Raw genomic sequence first — 14,397 nt, 5'->3', positions numbered from 1 at the left:
GGCCTTTGCAGCCGATTGCAATGCCGCGCAAGCATCGCCATGAAAGTGGCAAAGCGAAATCGAATGGGAGAGGACGGTTATGCTTGGAGCCATGCAGGACTGGGACCTGATGGTAACCCACCTGATCGATCATGCCGCGCGCGAACACGGCACGCGCGAGCATGTGACCTACTGGGCCGACGGCACGGAAACGCGCGCGACCTGGGCGGGCATTCGCCGCGATGCCTTGCGGATGACGCAGGCCCTGCGCGCGCTCGGCATCGCGAAGGGCGACCGGGTGGCCACGCTGGCGATGAACCATTCGCGCCACCTGGTCAGCTGGTACGGCGTGGCGGGAGCGGGGGGCGTGCTGCACACGATCAACCCGCGCCTGTTCGAGGACCAGCTCGAATATATCGCCAACCATGCCGAGGATCGCGTGCTGCTCTACGATGCCGCGTTCCAGCCGATCGTCGACAAGATGCGCGACAAATGGACCACTATCGAGCACTATATCTGCTACGACCCGCCCGAGGGGTTCGATGGCGTCGCATTCGAAGACTGGATCGGCGCGCACGACGGCGATACGTCGTGGGTGGCGGTCGACGAGCGGGACCCGTGCATGCTGTGCTATACCAGCGGCACGACGGGCAACCCGAAGGGCGTGCTCTACGAACACCGCTCGACCATGATCCACGCGATGTCGGGCGTCCAGCCCAATGCCTTCGATTTCGATGCGCGCAGCGTCATGCTGCCGGTCGTGCCGATGTTCCATGCGGCCAGCTGGGGGCTGCCCTGGGCCGGCGCGATCACGGGGGTCAAGTTCGTCTATGCGGCGGTCAACGATCCGGCGGTCCTGTGCGAGCTGATGGAGCGCGAAGGCGTGACCCATTCGGCCGGGGTGCCGACCGTCTGGCTGGCGATGTTCCAGCATTGCGACAGCACCGGGACCCCGCTTCCCAAGTTGCAACAGGCGATCATCGGCGGTTCGGCCGCGCCGCGTTTCATGATCGAACGGCTGATGAAGAACGGCAGCCGGGTGGCCCATGCCTGGGGCATGACCGAAACCTCGCCCATCGGCACGGTCGGCGCGCCGACGCCCGACTGGGACAGCCTCTCGTTCGAAGAGCAGGTGGACATCGTGACGCGGCAGGGCCGGCCGGTCTTCGGGGTCGAGCTGCGCACGGTCGATCTCGACGACTGGAGCAAGCAGCTTCCCCGCGACGGCAAGAGCGCGGGCGCGCTGCAGATCCGCGGGCCCTGGATCATCAAGCGCTACTTCAAGGCGGAAGAAGACGCGGTGACCGAGGATGGGTGGTTCAACACCGGCGATGTCGGCATTCTTCATCCCGACGGGACGCTGCAACTGACCGACCGGACCAAGGACGTGATCAAGTCCGGCGGCGAGTGGATCAGCTCGGTCGAACTGGAAAATGCCGCCTGCGGCCATCCCAAGGTGGCCGAGGCGGCGGCGATCGGAATGCCGCATCCCAAGTGGGACGAGCGCCCCGTCCTGTTCGTCGTCGTCAAGGGCGGCTGCGAATGCACGGCGGAAGAGGTGATCGCCCATCTCGAGCCGCTGGTGGCGAAATGGTGGCTGCCCGATGCGGTCGAATTCGTCGACGAGATTCCGCACACCGCGACCGGCAAGATCAGCAAGAAGGATCTGCGCGCACGCTTTTCGGATTACAAGCTGGAGGCCGCCGAATGACCGTTTATATCGACCCGAGCCGCGCCAATTTCGATGCCTTCAAGGCCCTGCCGCGCGACGAGCCGATCCATATGCTCAACCTGCTGCTCTATCGCGATCTCGCGGAATATCCGGCAGGGCACGAACATGCCGGCAAAGGCTGGACGGGGCGCCGCGCTTACGAGGAATACGGCCGCACCAGCGGGCCGATTTTCCGCCGCGTGGGCGGCAGTATCGTCTGGCGCGGCGTGTTCCAGACGATGGTGACCGGGCCGGACGATCGCCGCTGGCACGACGGCTTCGTCGCGCAATACCCCAACAGCGCGGGGTTCTTCGAGATGATCAAGGATCCCGAATACCAGAAGGCGGTCGTCAACCGCACCGCCGCCCTGGTGGACAGCCGCCTTGTGCGCTTCAAGCCGGGCGAGGGCGGCGACGGCTTCGGCTGACGACGGAACTGTCATATTCGGGGGTTAGAGCAGGGCCATGGATGCCGAAACGTGCCTGACCGACAGGTTCCCGCCCGTTCCCACCGAAGAGCTTGTGAGGCTGATCGCCGAATTCGATGCCGCGGACGAGGATGCGCGCGCGGCGACGATCGCCCATCTCGTCGCGCATCACCCGATCATCGCGCATGACTGGGGCCAGGCCGCGCGCTATCGCCGGGCGCGCGTGCTCGATCCCGGCGATAGCGTCGACACGGTCGAGGAACTGATCTGGCGCAAGGGGCAGCGGCAGGCGCCGGGCCGGGCCAATCCCGAAGGGTTCGCGGTGCTCTATCTCGCCGACCGGCGCGACACCGCGCTGTCCGAAGTGCGCGCGGACGACGACGATGTCGTCCTGTCGGATTTCAGCATCCGCCCCGGCCAATCGGTGCAGGTGGCGCCGATCGGCGAGTGGATACAGGCCTATCGCACCGGCACCGCGTTCCTGGCGCCGCAGGATGCGCTGAAGCTGACCGATTCGCTCGCCGCCTGCCCGCCTCAGGAGGCGCGGGCGATCCTGATGGCCGATGCCTTCCTGCTCGATTGCCTGACCAGCCGCGACGACGATTACGTCACCAGTTCGCAGGTCGCGCTCGCGCTGTTCGGCCGCCACCCGACGATCGACGCCATCGCCTATCCCAGCCGCCGGCACCTGGGCGGCGTATGCTTCGCCGTGCGGACGGAGCGGGTGTGGAAGAAATGGGGGCTGTTTTCCGCCCGCCGATCGCGCGCGCGGCACCTCGCGATGGGAATGTACGATCTCGATCGGGTTCTGCATGTCTCCGGCGTGACCCCGGAAGGGCGGCTCCACTGGTCGGCCGAGCACGACCCGCGCCCGAACACGGCGGTCCAGCTCGACCCGCTGTGGATCCCCCATGGCGAGGAATCCGAAGGTTAGAGCCGCTTTCATCGAGACGGCGCCGGCCTGCCCCGCACCCCCGCCTCAGAGCAATCGCATCTGTCCGCCGACTTCGGGCCGGCGGAATTGCGAGCAGTCCAGTTCGAACCGCGTCTTGCCGATGCCGGCGCGCTTGCAGGCGAGGCGGAAGCGGGCGCGGAAGAGGTCGGCCCAGACGCCGCTCGGCTTCATCCGGCTGAAGAAGTCGGGATCGTTGTCGCGCCCCTGTCCGTCTTTGGCGCGGATCGAACGCACGATGGACATGACCTTGTCCCCCCGTTCGGGGAAATGGACCGAGAGCCATTCGCGAAACAGCGGCGCCACCTCGTGCGGCAGGCGCAGCGGAATCCACCCGGCCGAACGCACGCCGAGGGCGGCGGCGCGCGCCACGATCTCTTCCATGAAGGCATCGGTAATGGCCGGGATGATCGGGGCGACCGAGCAGTGCGCGGGAACCCCGGCGTCGACCAGTTTGCCCAGCGCCGCCAGCCGTTTGGCCGGGGCGGCCGCGCGCGGTTCGAGCTTGCCCGACAGCTTCGGGTCGAGCGTCGTCACCGAAACCGCCACCGCCACCAGCCGCCGCCGCGCAAGCTGCACGAGAAGATCGAGATCGTCGATCACCCGGTCGGACTTGGTCGTGATGGTGACCGGATGCCGCGCGTCGAGGCAGACCTCCAGCACCTGGCGGGTAATGCGATAGCGGCGCTCTATCGGTTGGTAGGGGTCGGTGTTGGTGCCCATCGCGATCGGGCGCGGGCGATAGGCGGGCTTGGCCAGCGTCGCGCGCAGCAGCTCCGCCGCGGCGGGCTTGGCAAACAGCCGCGTCTCGAAATCGAGCCCGGGGGAGAGATCGTGATAGGCATGGGTGGGGCGCGCGAAACAGTAGATGCAGCCATGCTCGCACCCGCGATAGGCGTTGATCGAGCGGTCGAATGCAATGTCGGGCGAGCGATTGAAGGTGAGGATCGTCCTGGGATTTTCCTCGGTCACCGTGGTCCGCAGCTTGACCGGCGGACCGTCCAGCGATTCGACGTGATCGCGCCAGTCGCCATCGGCCTCGCGCGTGGCCAGGCCGAATCGCGTCGGAACCGCGCTCGACTGCGCACCGCGGCCGCCGATTTCGGGTTCGAGTTCGGGTTCGAGGCGTCGATCCATGATCGGAACATAGCATGAACAAAAGCGGTTTGCCAGCGTTCCGTGCGGTTAACCCTATTCTCGCAAATTTGCGCTAGGCCGCCCGGATGTTCGAAGCCCGGGCAAAACCGATCGTCTCCGCGCTGGCGGGGCTGGCACTCGTGCCGCTTGCCGCCTGCGGCGAGGCCGATCCGCCTGCGCCCGAGCGGCAGGTCGATCCGGCGGTTCTGGCGGCGATCAACGATCCGATTCTCGTCGATCCCGACCTGTCGCGCCAGAACGAAGCCAATGCCGCGCTGACCGGCGGTATCGACGGCGCGCTGCCGCTGGAAAACCGCACCCCGCGCGCCGTCGAAGCGGCGCGGGACGAGGCGATGGCGCTGGTCGGCGGGCGCGAGGCGATGATGGAATTGCCGCCGGTGGAGGAGACCGGAGAGCCCGCTCCGCTCGCCGCGCGCCTCTCGCTGACCCAGCGGGCCGTTCTGGCCGGAGCGGGCGAACAGTGCGCCAAACAGGCGGAGCGCGGCTTTATCTGGGCCGCCCGGATGCCCGAGGTCTTTCCCCTCTATCCGCGTGCCGCGGCGCAGGATGCGGCGGGCAACGATTCCCCGGCCTGCGCCCTGCGGGCCGCGGTGTTCCGCACGCCGGTGCCGCTGGCCGAAGTGCTGGCGTTCTATCACACGCGGGCCCGCGCGGCGGGCTATACCTCGCGCCGGTCGGAACGGGGCGAAGAGCAGGTTCTGCAAGGAACGCGGGGAGGGGCCGCCTTCGCCGTCTACGCCCACACCGATGGCGAAGGGGCGACCGCGGTCGATCTCGTCGCCTGGCAGTCGCCACCGGCGGCGGCGCGCCCGGTCAGGCGTCCCTGAAGCCCACGCCCGGGCTGGCGCGCGGCTGATCCATCTCGGTGCTCGCGACCGGATAGGCGCAGTAGTCGGCGGCGTAGTAAGCCGCCGGGCGGTGGTTGCCCGACAGGCCGATCCCGCCGAACGGCGCGGCGGAGGAGGCGCCGTTCGTGGGCCGGTTCCAGTTGACGATCCCGGCGCGGATATTGGCCCAGAACCGGTTGTAATCCTGCGGCGTGCCCCCGATCAGCGAAGCGGAGAGGCCGAACCGGGTATTGTTCGCCTCCGCTATCCCCTCGTCGAGGTCGGCGACGCGGATCACTTGCAGGAGCGGGCCGAACAGTTCGACGTCGGGGCGCTCGGCCATCGCGGTCGTGTCGATGATCGCGGGCGACAGGAACGGCAGGTCGTCGTCGGGCCGGGTCATGTGGCGAATCGCCTTGCCCCCGTTCGACAGCAGATAGAGGAAGCTTTCCATCAGCTGGTCGGCCGCCTGGTTGTCGATCACCGGGCCCATGAAGGGCGCGGGGTCGGCAAAGGGTTCGTCGACCACGATGCGGCTCGCCAGCGCCTTCACCTCGCCTACCAGCGCATCGTACATGCTGTCCTTCACGATCAGCCGCCGCGCCGCGGTGCAGCGCTGTCCGGCGGAGGTGAAGGCCGACTGGATCACCAGCGTGGCCGCGTCGGACACTTTCGGCGTATCCATCGCCACGATCGGGTTGTTGCCGCCCATTTCCAGCGCCACGATCTTGCCCGGGCTGGTCGCCAGCTTGCGGTTGATCGCGATGCCGGCCTGGGCCGATCCGGTGAACAGCACCCCGTCGACCCCGCGGTGGGCGACCAGCGCCTTGCCTTCGTCCGGCCCGCCGACCAGCAATTGCACGACAGCGTCGGTAATCCCGGCGCGGTGGAAACATTCGACCAGAAACTCGCCCACGGCGGGCGTCTTCTCGCTCGGCTTGAAGACCACCACGTTGCCCGCGATCAGCGCCGGAACGATGTGACCGTTGGGCAGGTGCGCGGGGAAGTTGTAGGGGCCGAGCACGGCCATGACCCCGTGCGGCTTGTGCCGGACGGCGGCCGTGCCCTGCAAGGCGCTGTCGAGCTTCTTCTGCCCGGTCCGCTCCGCATAGGCGGTGACCGAGATGTCCACTTTCTTGATGACCGTTTCGACTTCGGTGTGGGCTTCCCACAGCGGCTTGCCGGTTTCGCGCGCGATCAGTTCGGCGAAAGCGTCCGCCTGCTTGCGCACTTCGTTGGCGAAGCGCCGGCACAGCTCGATCCGGGTCGCAAGCGGTTGCGCCGCCCATTCCGGCCAGGCGCGGCGGGCGCGCTCGACCGCGGCGTCGACGTCGCCTGCGGGGCTGCGCCACAATTCCCCGCCCGTCGCGGGCTCGAACGAAACGATGTCACTGCTCACCAGAGCTTAATTCCCTGAAATTTCGGCCAGCCGGCCAATGCCACAAGCGCCATGTAGTCACAAACCGACAGTCCGCCAGCCCGATTGTCCCGCCGGCCGGCTCGTCAGTGCCCCGCCGGCGGGGGCGGGGCGCCGTGCGCCTCCCCCATACGGCGGACCGCCGCGATCTTGGCATCGAGCGGCTGCCAGTCGTCGCTCCGGTCGATCGCCGACCAGATCGCCTCGACTTCCTCGATCAGCATCGTCTGGGGCGCGTCTTCGTCCCAATAGGGGTGGCTGCCCGGCACGGGGCGGTAACCTTCCAGCGCGGCGGCGAGATCGCCTTCGGCCGCTCGCCCGCCACGGTGGCGGTGGAAGAAGCGGTCCGGCTGCTCGCCGCTTTCGCGCATCGCCCGTTCGCAGGCGGCGACCAGGTTCCCGTCACGCTCCTCGCCCATCGGCTCGACCCCCAGCCGCCAGCACCAGCGCCGCGCCACCGCCGCCATGTAGAGCGGCCCGAACCGCTCGAGCGCGGCGATCAGCGGCGGCGCATCGGCCAGCAGGCGCAGCGCGACCGCGAGCTGCCCCAGGTTCCAGTGCACCGCTTCGGGCTGCCGGCCGAAGGCATAGAGCCCGCCATGGTCGAAATAGGCGGCAGTAAAGCCCGGGTCCCAGGCGGGCAGCCAGCGCCAGGGGCCGTAGTCGAAGCTTTCGCCGGTGATGTTCATGTTGTCGGTGTTGAGCACGCCGTGGACGAACCCCGCGACCATCCATGCCGCGGCAAGATCGGCCATGCGCTCCACCGCCTGATGCATCAGGATCACGGCCGGCTCGTCGCGGCCCGGCGCATCGTCCGGCGGCGGCGAGCCGGGAAACTGCGCGAGGCAATAGTCGACCAGTTGCGCCATGTGCTCCCCCTCTTCCAGCGCGAGCAGCCGCTGGAAGGTGCCGATGCGGATATGGCCATGGCTGAGGCGGACCATCACGGCGGAGCGGGTGGGCGAAGGCTCGTCGCTGCGCACCAGCTCCTCCCCGGTCTCGATCACGGAGAGCGTCTTGGAGGTGTAGACGCCCAGCGCCTCCAGCATTTCGGTCGCCATGATCTCGCGCACCGCGCCCTTCAGCGTCAGCCGCCCGTCGCCCATGCGGCTGTAGGGCGTCTGCCCCGAACCCTTGGTGCCGAGATCGAGCAGGCGATCCGCCCCGTCGCGCAGCTGGGCGAAGAGGAACCCGCGCCCGTCGCCGATCTCGGGATTGTAGACCCGGAACTGGTGCCCGTGATAGCGCAGGGCGAGCGGCTGCGGCAGGTTTCCGGGCAGCGGATCGAACCGCGCGAAATGGGCGGCCCAGCGATCGTCGTCCCGATCGTCCAGGCCGATCGCCCGATCCCAGCGGCGGTTGCGGAAGCGGATCGCGGCCTGCGGGAACCGCGCCGGCTCGACCGCGTCCGCGATCCATCCGGCGAGCGGGGCGATGGCCGGATCGGGGCGATAGGGCGACGCTTGCGGTTCCTGGCTCATACGGCGATAGTGGGGCGTGCGGGCAGGGCTGGCAATGCGGCTGCCCCGCGATGCGAGGATTTGGACACAGGAAACTCCCGAAAACCGATGGGCACTGGATTTACCGACCGCTTCTGGGACAGCCCGGACGGCCTGAAGCTGCATTACCGCGACTATGCCGGGCGGGCCGATCGCGCGCCGGTGTTCTGCCTGCACGGGCTGACCCGCAACGCGCGCGATTTCGCCATGCTGGCCGAACGTCTGGCGGGAGGGCGGCGCGTGATCGTGCCGGAAATGCGCGGGCGGGGCGAAAGCGAATATGCGCGCGATGCGTCCAGCTATACCCCCGCGACTTATGTCGCCGATGTCGAAGCGCTGCTGGCGCAAGAGGGGATAGAGCGCTTCGTCGCCGTCGGCACCTCGCTGGGCGGGTTGATGACGATGCTGCTGGCTGCCGCCGACCCGGGGCGGATCGCGGGCGCGGTGCTCAACGACATCGGGCCGGAAGTGGAAACCGGCGGACTTGCCCGGATCGGCGAATACGTGGGCCAGGGGCGCAATTTCCCCACCTGGATGCACGCCGCCCGCGCGCTGGAGGAAGTCCACGCTGCGGCCCATCCCGGCTTCGGCACCGAAGACTGGATCGCGATGGCCAAGCGGGGCATGGCGGTGCAGCCCAACGGGCGGATCGCGTTCGATTACGACATGAACATCGCGGAACCGTTCCAGGCCGGCGAGGGCGCGGCGCCGCCCGACTTGTGGCCGGCGTTCGAGGCGCTGGGGTCCGCGCCGCTGCTGATCGTGCGCGGCGCGCTGTCGGACCTGTTTTCCGCTGCGACCGCGCAGGCGATGGTCGCGCGGCACGGCGATGCCGAACTGGTCACCGTCCCCGATGTCGGCCATGCGCCCCTGCTCGACGAACCCGAGGCGCTGGCGGCAATCGACCGGCTGATGGCCCGCGCGGCATGAGCGGGCGCACGGGCGGCAAGCCGCGCATCCTGCATCTGCACTCGACGTTCTCGGCCGGGGGCAAGGAACTGCGCACCGTGCGCCTGATCAACGCCTTCGGCGCGAAGGCCGCGCACGCGATCGTTTCGGCGGAGCCGGAGCGGATGGAGGCCGCGCGATATATCGCGCGCCAGGTGGCGGTCGGTTACCCGCGCGATTTTCCCACGCTCCAGGGCAAGCCGACCCCCGGCCGCCTGCAACGCCTGGCCAGGGCGATGCGGGGATACGACCTGGTCCTGACCTACAACTGGGGCGCGATGAACGCGGTGCTGGCGCACACCGTGTTCAAGGACGTGTTCGCCCTGCCCCCGCTGATCCATCACGAGGACGGCTTCAACGAGGACGAGCGCGAGCGGTTGAAGTCTACGCGCAACTGGTTCCGCAAGATCGCGCTCGGCCGCTCCAACGGGCTGGTCGTGCCGTCCGAAACGCTCGAACGCATCGCGCTGGAGGTGTGGGAGCAGCCGATCGGGCGGGTCAAGCACATCCCCAACGGGATCGACACCCGCGCCTTCGCCAGGCGGCCGAAGCCCGATGCCCTGCGCGGGGTGATCAAGCGCAAGGGCGAATTCTGGGTCGGCACGCTCGCCGGCCTGCGCCCGGTCAAGAACCTGCCCCGGCTGGTGCGCGCCTTTCGCGGCCTGCCCGACGACTGGCACCTGGTGATCGTGGGCGAGGGGCCGGAACGCGACGCGATTCGGGCCGAGGCGGACGAATACGACATCGGCCACAGGGTCCACCTGCCCGGCTTCGCGCCCGATCCCGCGCGCTACGTCGGCCTGTTCGACATTTTCGCGCTGTCTTCCGACAGCGAGCAGTTCCCGATCTCGGTGGTCGAGGCGATGGCCGCCGGGCTGCCCGTCGCCGCGCCGGCAGTCGGTGATCTCGCCGCGATGGTGGCCGATGCGAATGCGCCGCTGATCGGCCCCGCGGGCGACGAGGCCGCGCTGACCGGCAATCTTGCGCGGCTGGCGGGCGATGCCGCCCTGCGCGCCGATGTGGGGCAGGCGAACCGCGCGAAGGCGCGCGAAGCGTTCGACGAGAAGCCGATGATTGCCACCTATCGCCGGCTCTATTCCTCCGCCCTGGGCGGCAAGGGGCTGGGGTGAGGCGCCCTGCCGGCTTCACCTGCGGTTCACGCTGCCGGGGACAGGCAGGTTTCCAAGTTGAATTGATGCGCCCATCCGCTAAACACCCCCGCCGACCTGTCACGGAAATTTGAAAGAGCCGAATCTTGGCCCTCAACCTCCCATCCAAGCAGAATCCCGAACGGCGCCGCGCCGCCGAAGAAGACGTGCTGGTGCGCGAAGTCGACGATGCCGTGCGGCAGGACCAGTATGCGCAGTTCGCCCAGCGTTACGGCAAGCTGCTGATCGGCGTGTTCGTGCTCGGCCTGGCGGCGTTCGGCGGCTACCTGTTCTGGGACGGCCGGCAGGAAGCGGCGATGGAGCGGCAATCCGAAACGCTGGTCGCCGCGCTCGACCAGGTTCAGGCGGGCAATCTCGACGGGGCGGTCGAAAGGCTCGCGCCGCTGGAGGGCGAAGCCGGCGGCGCGGCGATCCAGGCCGCGCTGATCGAAGCTGGCGCCGCGATGGAGCAGGGGCGGGCCGAGGATGCCGCGGCGATCTACGCACGGATCGCGGCCAACGACGACGCGCCGCAATTGCTGCGCGATCTGGCCACGGTGCGCCAGGTGGCGGCGACGTTCGACACGATCGCACCGGCCGAGGCGATCGAGCGGCTGGAACCGCTGGCGGTTCCGGGCAAGCCGTTCTTCGCCAGCGCGGGGGAACTGGTGGCGATGGCCTATCTCGAACAGGGCAAGGAGCGCGAGGCGGGCACGCTGCTGGCGACGATCGCCAAGGACGACAGCCTGCCCGAAGGTCTGCGTTCGCGGGCTCGGCAGATGGCCGGTGCGCTAGGCGTCGACGCGATCGAGGATGTCGATGCCGTGCTCGAAGAAATGCGCACGCCCGCGGGCGGCGATCGGCAGGCGCAATAGCAGTTTCAGGATCTATCCGATGACAACGAACAGCATTTCCAATCCGGGCCGGGGCGTCACGGTCGTCGCGCTGGCGATGGCGCTGGGCGCCTGCGGCATTTTCGGCGGCGGCGGCGACACCAAGACCACGCCGACGCTGGGCGAACGCAAGCCGGTCCTGTCGCGGATCGAGATGGGCGCCAGGGTCGATCCGGCGCTGGCCGGCATTGCCGTGGTCCTTCCCCCGGCGCAGACCAACGCCGCCTGGCCGCAGGCGGGCGGCACGGCGGACAAGTCCTACGGCCACCTCGCGCTGTCCGACAGCCCGGCGCTGGCCTGGACGGCCGAGATCGCCGGCGGGAGCGAGCGCCGGCGGCTGGCATCGGCGCCGGTGGTGGGCGGCGGAATGCTCTTTGCCGTCGGCACCGACGGGGTGGTCCACGCCTTCGACGCGCAAAGCGGCACCCCGCGCTGGACCTACCGGATGGAGCAGGCCGGCAATGCCCGCGCGTCCGCTTTCGGCGGGGGCGCGGCGTTCCACGAGGGCCGGGTCTATGCCACCAACGGCGTGGGCGAAGTCGCCGCGCTGGACGCGCGAACGGGGGCGGAGATCTGGAAAGTCCAGCCCGCCGGCCCGCTGCGCGGATCGCCGACGATCGCGTTCAATTCGGTCTACGTGATGACGCAGGACAACCAGATCCACGCGCTCGATGCCGCGACCGGCGCGCCGCGCTGGAACGAATCCGGCTCGCTGGCGCAGGCCGGCGTGTTCGGCGTGGCCGCGCCGGCGGCGGGGCAGGGCACGGTGATCGCGGGATACAGCTCGGGCGAGCTGGTCGCCTATCGCTACGAAAACGGCCTCGTCGTCTGGTCCGACGCGCTGGCGCGAACCTCGATCTCGACCGAGGTCGGCTCGCTGACCGACATCGACGCCGACCCGATCATCGATTCGGGCAAAGTCTACGCCCTGGGCCAGGGCGGCCGCATGGCGGCTTACGAACTGGTCACCGGCCAGCGGATCTGGGAACTGAACGTCGCGGGCATTTCCACCCCTGCGGTCGCGGGCGAATGGATCTTCGCGCTGACCGACGATGCGCGCCTTCTCGCGATCGCCCGCTCGTCGGGCAAAGTCCGCTGGATGACCCAGCTCCAGCGCTATCGCGACGAGGAGGATCGCGAGGGCGAGATCTTCTGGACCGGGCCGGTCCTGGCGGGCAACACCCTGTGGGTGGCCAGCAGCCAGGGGCAGATCTATCGCGTCAGCCCTGCCGAAGGGTCGGCCAGCCTGTTCGTCGATCTGAAGGAAGCGGTGTCGCTGCCCCCGATCGTCGCCAACGGGACGCTCTATCTGCTCGACGATTCGGGCACGATCCACGCCTTCCGCTGAGTGCCGTGCCCACCCCCGACCCCTCCCGCAAGCGGGAGGGGGGGAGGTCTCTCGCAGCAAGGCGCATCCACCAGCCACCCCCTCCCGCTTGCGGGAGGGGAGCGAGACTTGCTGAGCCGGAGGCGAAGCTAGTCGCAGCGGGGTGGGCCATCGCGCAAGCGGGCCAGCCTTACCGCGTCCTTAACCCTTTGCCGCTATCGCGCGGGCCGAGATGAGCGCGCACCAGCCCCCGGCGAAAGCCCTTCCGGCGAGCGACGTTTCGGCGGGCGTGGGCCTGGCCGGGCTGCTCGGCCTGCTCGCGTGGATCGTGTTCTGCCGCAACTGGCCGCAGCTGGCCGAGGCTTTCGCGCTGCCCGGTCCGCGCGCGCCGCTGTCCGGCCCCTATGCCGCGCTGGCCGCGCTGGCTTTCTCCGCCGGGCCGATGGCGGCTTGGTCGGTGCTGGTGGACAAAGTCCATCGCAACCCCTCGACCGGGATCGACTGGAGCCGCCGGCGGCCGCTGGCCGAAGTCCTGCCGGTCTCGATCGTCAAGATCGGTGCGCTCTGGGCGACCTGGGCGATCATCGGTTTCCTCTACTGCGTCGCGCGCTGGTACTGGCAGGGGCAATATCTGTTCGCGATGGAAGTGATCGCGGCGGCCGCGATCCCGCTGTTCGTGCTCTGCGTCCCCTATGTCCTCTGGCTCGACCGGCACATGGTCGAACCGCGCGACCATGCCTGGCACTTCGGCGCCATGCTGCTGGGGCGCGAGGCGTTCGACCCGGAGGAAGTGAAGAAGCACTGGCGCGCCTGGATCATCAAGGGGTTCTTCGGCGCCTTCATGATCTCCATCCTGCCCGGCGGGTTCGCCGGCGTGGTGGAAGCCGACCTGGCCGGTCTCGCTGCCGATCCGGTGCGGATGGCCACGGTGCTGATCGGGCTGTTGTTCGTGATCGACGTGCAGATCGGCACGGTCGGCTATCTCGTCACGTTCCGCCCGCTCGACGCGCATATCCGCAGCGGCAATCCGCTGCTGTCGGGCTGGGTCGCGGCGCTGATCTGCTACCCCCCGCTGGTCTATGCCTTCATGGGCGCCGAGGGAATGCTGGCTTACGAGGTCGATACCCCGGGCTGGGCGCACTGGCTGGCGGGGCAGGGGGCGCTGCTGTGGCTCTGGGCCGCCTGGCTGGTTGTCCTGACCGGCATCTACGCCTGGGCGACGGTGGCGTTCGGCGTGCGCTTTTCCAACCTCACCTATCGCGGCGTGCTGACCCACGGCCCCTATCGCTTCACCCGCCACCCGGCCTATCTGTCGAAGAACCTGTTCTGGTGGAGCGCGACGCTGCCGTTCCTCGTGTCCGGCGGTTCGCCGGTCGACGCGATCCGCAACACGTTCTTCCTCGCCTGCGTCAGCGCGATCTATTTCTGGCGCGCGAAGACGGAAGAGGCGCACTTGCTGGCCGAGGACGCCAAATACCGCGAATATCACGCCTGGATGGACCGCCACGGGTTGATCACCCGCCCCCTTGCCGCCCTGCGCCGCCGCCTGCGCCCGCGCGGCCCGATCGCGGCGCACCAGCCGGCGGAATAGGCGATCCGCCGCCCGTCCCCACGCCGCCCCCTCCCGAGCCCCAGCGCAGGCTGGGGCCTCAGGCCGCCGGCGCTATGTCCGATACCGTCCCGAGCCCCTGCGAAGGCAGGGGCCTCAGGCCGCTGGCGTGTCGCCTGCTAGCACGAGACCCCAGCCTGCGCTGGGGATCGGAGAGGGGGGAGAGGAAAGGGGGAAACGGAGGGGAGAGAAACGGAAAGGCAGACTGACACACCCCACCATCCGCTGGCGAATGCGGACCTTACGCCGGAGCATACAGGCAAGCGGACGGAATCGGCCGGTGCCGCCTGGGCATCACAGGATTGCCACCTGGGCGTCACAGGGTTGCCTTGGTAACATCGTTGCGAACGGCGAAAGGGGTTACGGCAACCTTCCGCTCGGCCCTGAGGGCTGCGAGGCGAGATACGGCCAGGGCTCGCCGGCACCGTATCCGTCGGGGGGTGTCCCCTGGCTCTGCGGCGTTGAGGCCCACCGCAAGGGCGGAAAGGGACAGGTCCCCCG

At 68.9% G+C, this 14,397-nt stretch carries 12 protein-coding genes; 9 read left to right on the top strand and 3 right to left on the bottom strand.

Going from position 1 to position 14,397, the window contains the following annotated elements; translation table 11 throughout:
* Positions 1-79 precede the first annotated feature (79 nt).
* Genes V5F89_RS00305 through V5F89_RS00295 form a run of 3 tightly spaced genes read left to right on the top strand, consistent with a single transcriptional unit; the run spans position 80 to position 3,052 of the window.
* A complete protein-coding gene (locus tag V5F89_RS00305) occupies positions 80-1,690 on the top strand; it encodes a long-chain fatty acid--CoA ligase (RefSeq protein ID WP_338446281.1) in 1,611 nt (536 codons plus the stop codon).
* Positions 1,687-2,118 carry a DUF1330 domain-containing protein gene (locus V5F89_RS00300; RefSeq protein WP_338446280.1) on the top strand — a complete coding sequence of 144 codons (432 nt, stop codon included), beginning with the start codon at positions 1,687-1,689 and terminating at the stop codon, positions 2,116-2,118. The genes V5F89_RS00305 and V5F89_RS00300 overlap by 4 nt, the downstream gene beginning before the upstream one ends.
* A gap of 37 nt (positions 2,119-2,155) precedes the next feature.
* Positions 2,156-3,052 (top strand): RES family NAD+ phosphorylase, encoded by an 897-nt coding sequence (locus V5F89_RS00295; protein WP_338446279.1) that lies wholly within the window; start codon positions 2,156-2,158, stop codon positions 3,050-3,052.
* A 45-nt stretch (positions 3,053-3,097) separates the two neighbouring features.
* Here V5F89_RS00295 and V5F89_RS00290 read toward each other — a convergent pair whose 3' ends face one another.
* On the bottom strand, positions 3,098-4,207 hold the full coding sequence (locus V5F89_RS00290) for a PA0069 family radical SAM protein (RefSeq protein WP_338446278.1): 1,110 nt from the start codon (positions 4,205-4,207) through the stop codon (positions 3,098-3,100).
* An 86-nt stretch (positions 4,208-4,293) separates the two neighbouring features.
* On the opposite strand from V5F89_RS00290, the gene V5F89_RS00285 reads away from it, so the two are divergent.
* Positions 4,294-5,055, top strand: coding sequence for a hypothetical protein (locus tag V5F89_RS00285; protein WP_338446277.1), 762 nt, complete (start codon positions 4,294-4,296; stop codon positions 5,053-5,055).
* Here V5F89_RS00285 and astD read toward each other — a convergent pair.
* Both astD and V5F89_RS00275 read right to left on the bottom strand, forming a co-directional pair.
* On the bottom strand, positions 5,042-6,454 hold the full coding sequence (astD, locus tag V5F89_RS00280) for a succinylglutamate-semialdehyde dehydrogenase (protein ID WP_338446276.1): 1,413 nt from the start codon (positions 6,452-6,454) through the stop codon (positions 5,042-5,044). The two genes, V5F89_RS00285 and astD, sit on opposite strands and share 14 nt — an antisense overlap.
* A gap of 104 nt (positions 6,455-6,558) precedes the next feature.
* Positions 6,559-7,953, bottom strand: coding sequence for a protein adenylyltransferase SelO family protein (locus tag V5F89_RS00275; protein ID WP_338446275.1), 1,395 nt, complete (start codon positions 7,951-7,953; stop codon positions 6,559-6,561).
* Positions 7,954-8,040: 87 nt separating this feature from the next.
* Here V5F89_RS00275 and V5F89_RS00270 point away from each other — a divergent pair, with 87 nt between their 5' ends.
* The 5 genes from V5F89_RS00270 (at position 8,041) to V5F89_RS00250 (ending at position 13,878) form a co-directional block, all read left to right on the top strand.
* Positions 8,041-8,901: an alpha/beta hydrolase gene (locus V5F89_RS00270; RefSeq protein WP_338446274.1), complete on the top strand. Its 861-nt coding sequence runs from the start codon at positions 8,041-8,043 to the stop codon at positions 8,899-8,901.
* On the top strand, positions 8,898-10,049 hold the full coding sequence (locus tag V5F89_RS00265) for a glycosyltransferase (protein WP_338446273.1): 1,152 nt from the start codon (positions 8,898-8,900) through the stop codon (positions 10,047-10,049). The genes V5F89_RS00270 and V5F89_RS00265 overlap by 4 nt, the downstream gene beginning before the upstream one ends.
* A gap of 125 nt (positions 10,050-10,174) precedes the next feature.
* A complete protein-coding gene (locus V5F89_RS00260; RefSeq protein WP_338446272.1) occupies positions 10,175-10,942 on the top strand; it encodes a tetratricopeptide repeat protein in 768 nt (255 codons plus the stop codon).
* A 19-nt stretch (positions 10,943-10,961) separates the two neighbouring features.
* Positions 10,962-12,308 carry a PQQ-binding-like beta-propeller repeat protein gene (locus V5F89_RS00255; RefSeq protein ID WP_338446271.1) on the top strand — a complete coding sequence of 449 codons (1,347 nt, stop codon included), beginning with the start codon at positions 10,962-10,964 and terminating at the stop codon, positions 12,306-12,308.
* 211 nt (positions 12,309-12,519) lie between these two features.
* Positions 12,520-13,878 carry a methyltransferase family protein gene (locus V5F89_RS00250; protein WP_338446270.1) on the top strand — a complete coding sequence of 453 codons (1,359 nt, stop codon included), beginning with the start codon at positions 12,520-12,522 and terminating at the stop codon, positions 13,876-13,878.
* The last annotated feature ends 519 nt before the right edge of the window (positions 13,879-14,397 follow it).

Origin of the sequence: Pelagerythrobacter marensis (genome assembly GCF_036700095.1) — a bacterium.
In the GTDB taxonomy this organism is placed as follows: Bacteria; Pseudomonadota; Alphaproteobacteria; order Sphingomonadales; family Sphingomonadaceae; genus Pelagerythrobacter; species Pelagerythrobacter marensis_A.
The sequence above is the reverse complement of the archived record's forward strand: the minus strand, read 5'-3'. Positions and strand labels throughout refer to the sequence as shown.

What these genes read in the sequence shown, in the direction of transcription:
- V5F89_RS00255 (WP_338446271.1), top strand. Translation starts at nt 10,962, where the DNA reads ATGACAACGAACAGCATTTCCAATCCGGGCCGGGGCGTCACGGTCGTC.
- V5F89_RS00265 (WP_338446273.1), top strand. Translation starts at nt 8,898, where the DNA reads ATGAGCGGGCGCACGGGCGGCAAGCCGCGCATCCTGCATCTGCACTCG.
- V5F89_RS00305 (WP_338446281.1), top strand. Translation starts at nt 80, where the DNA reads ATGCTTGGAGCCATGCAGGACTGGGACCTGATGGTAACCCACCTGATC.
- V5F89_RS00295 (WP_338446279.1), top strand. Translation starts at nt 2,156, where the DNA reads ATGGATGCCGAAACGTGCCTGACCGACAGGTTCCCGCCCGTTCCCACC.
- V5F89_RS00300 (WP_338446280.1), top strand. Translation starts at nt 1,687, where the DNA reads ATGACCGTTTATATCGACCCGAGCCGCGCCAATTTCGATGCCTTCAAG.
- V5F89_RS00250 (WP_338446270.1), top strand. Translation starts at nt 12,520, where the DNA reads ATGAGCGCGCACCAGCCCCCGGCGAAAGCCCTTCCGGCGAGCGACGTT.
- V5F89_RS00285 (WP_338446277.1), top strand. Translation starts at nt 4,294, where the DNA reads ATGTTCGAAGCCCGGGCAAAACCGATCGTCTCCGCGCTGGCGGGGCTG.
- V5F89_RS00270 (WP_338446274.1), top strand. Translation starts at nt 8,041, where the DNA reads ATGGGCACTGGATTTACCGACCGCTTCTGGGACAGCCCGGACGGCCTG.
- V5F89_RS00275 (WP_338446275.1), bottom strand. Translation starts at nt 7,953, where the DNA reads ATGAGCCAGGAACCGCAAGCGTCGCCCTATCGCCCCGATCCGGCCATC.
- V5F89_RS00290 (WP_338446278.1), bottom strand. Translation starts at nt 4,207, where the DNA reads ATGGATCGACGCCTCGAACCCGAACTCGAACCCGAAATCGGCGGCCGC.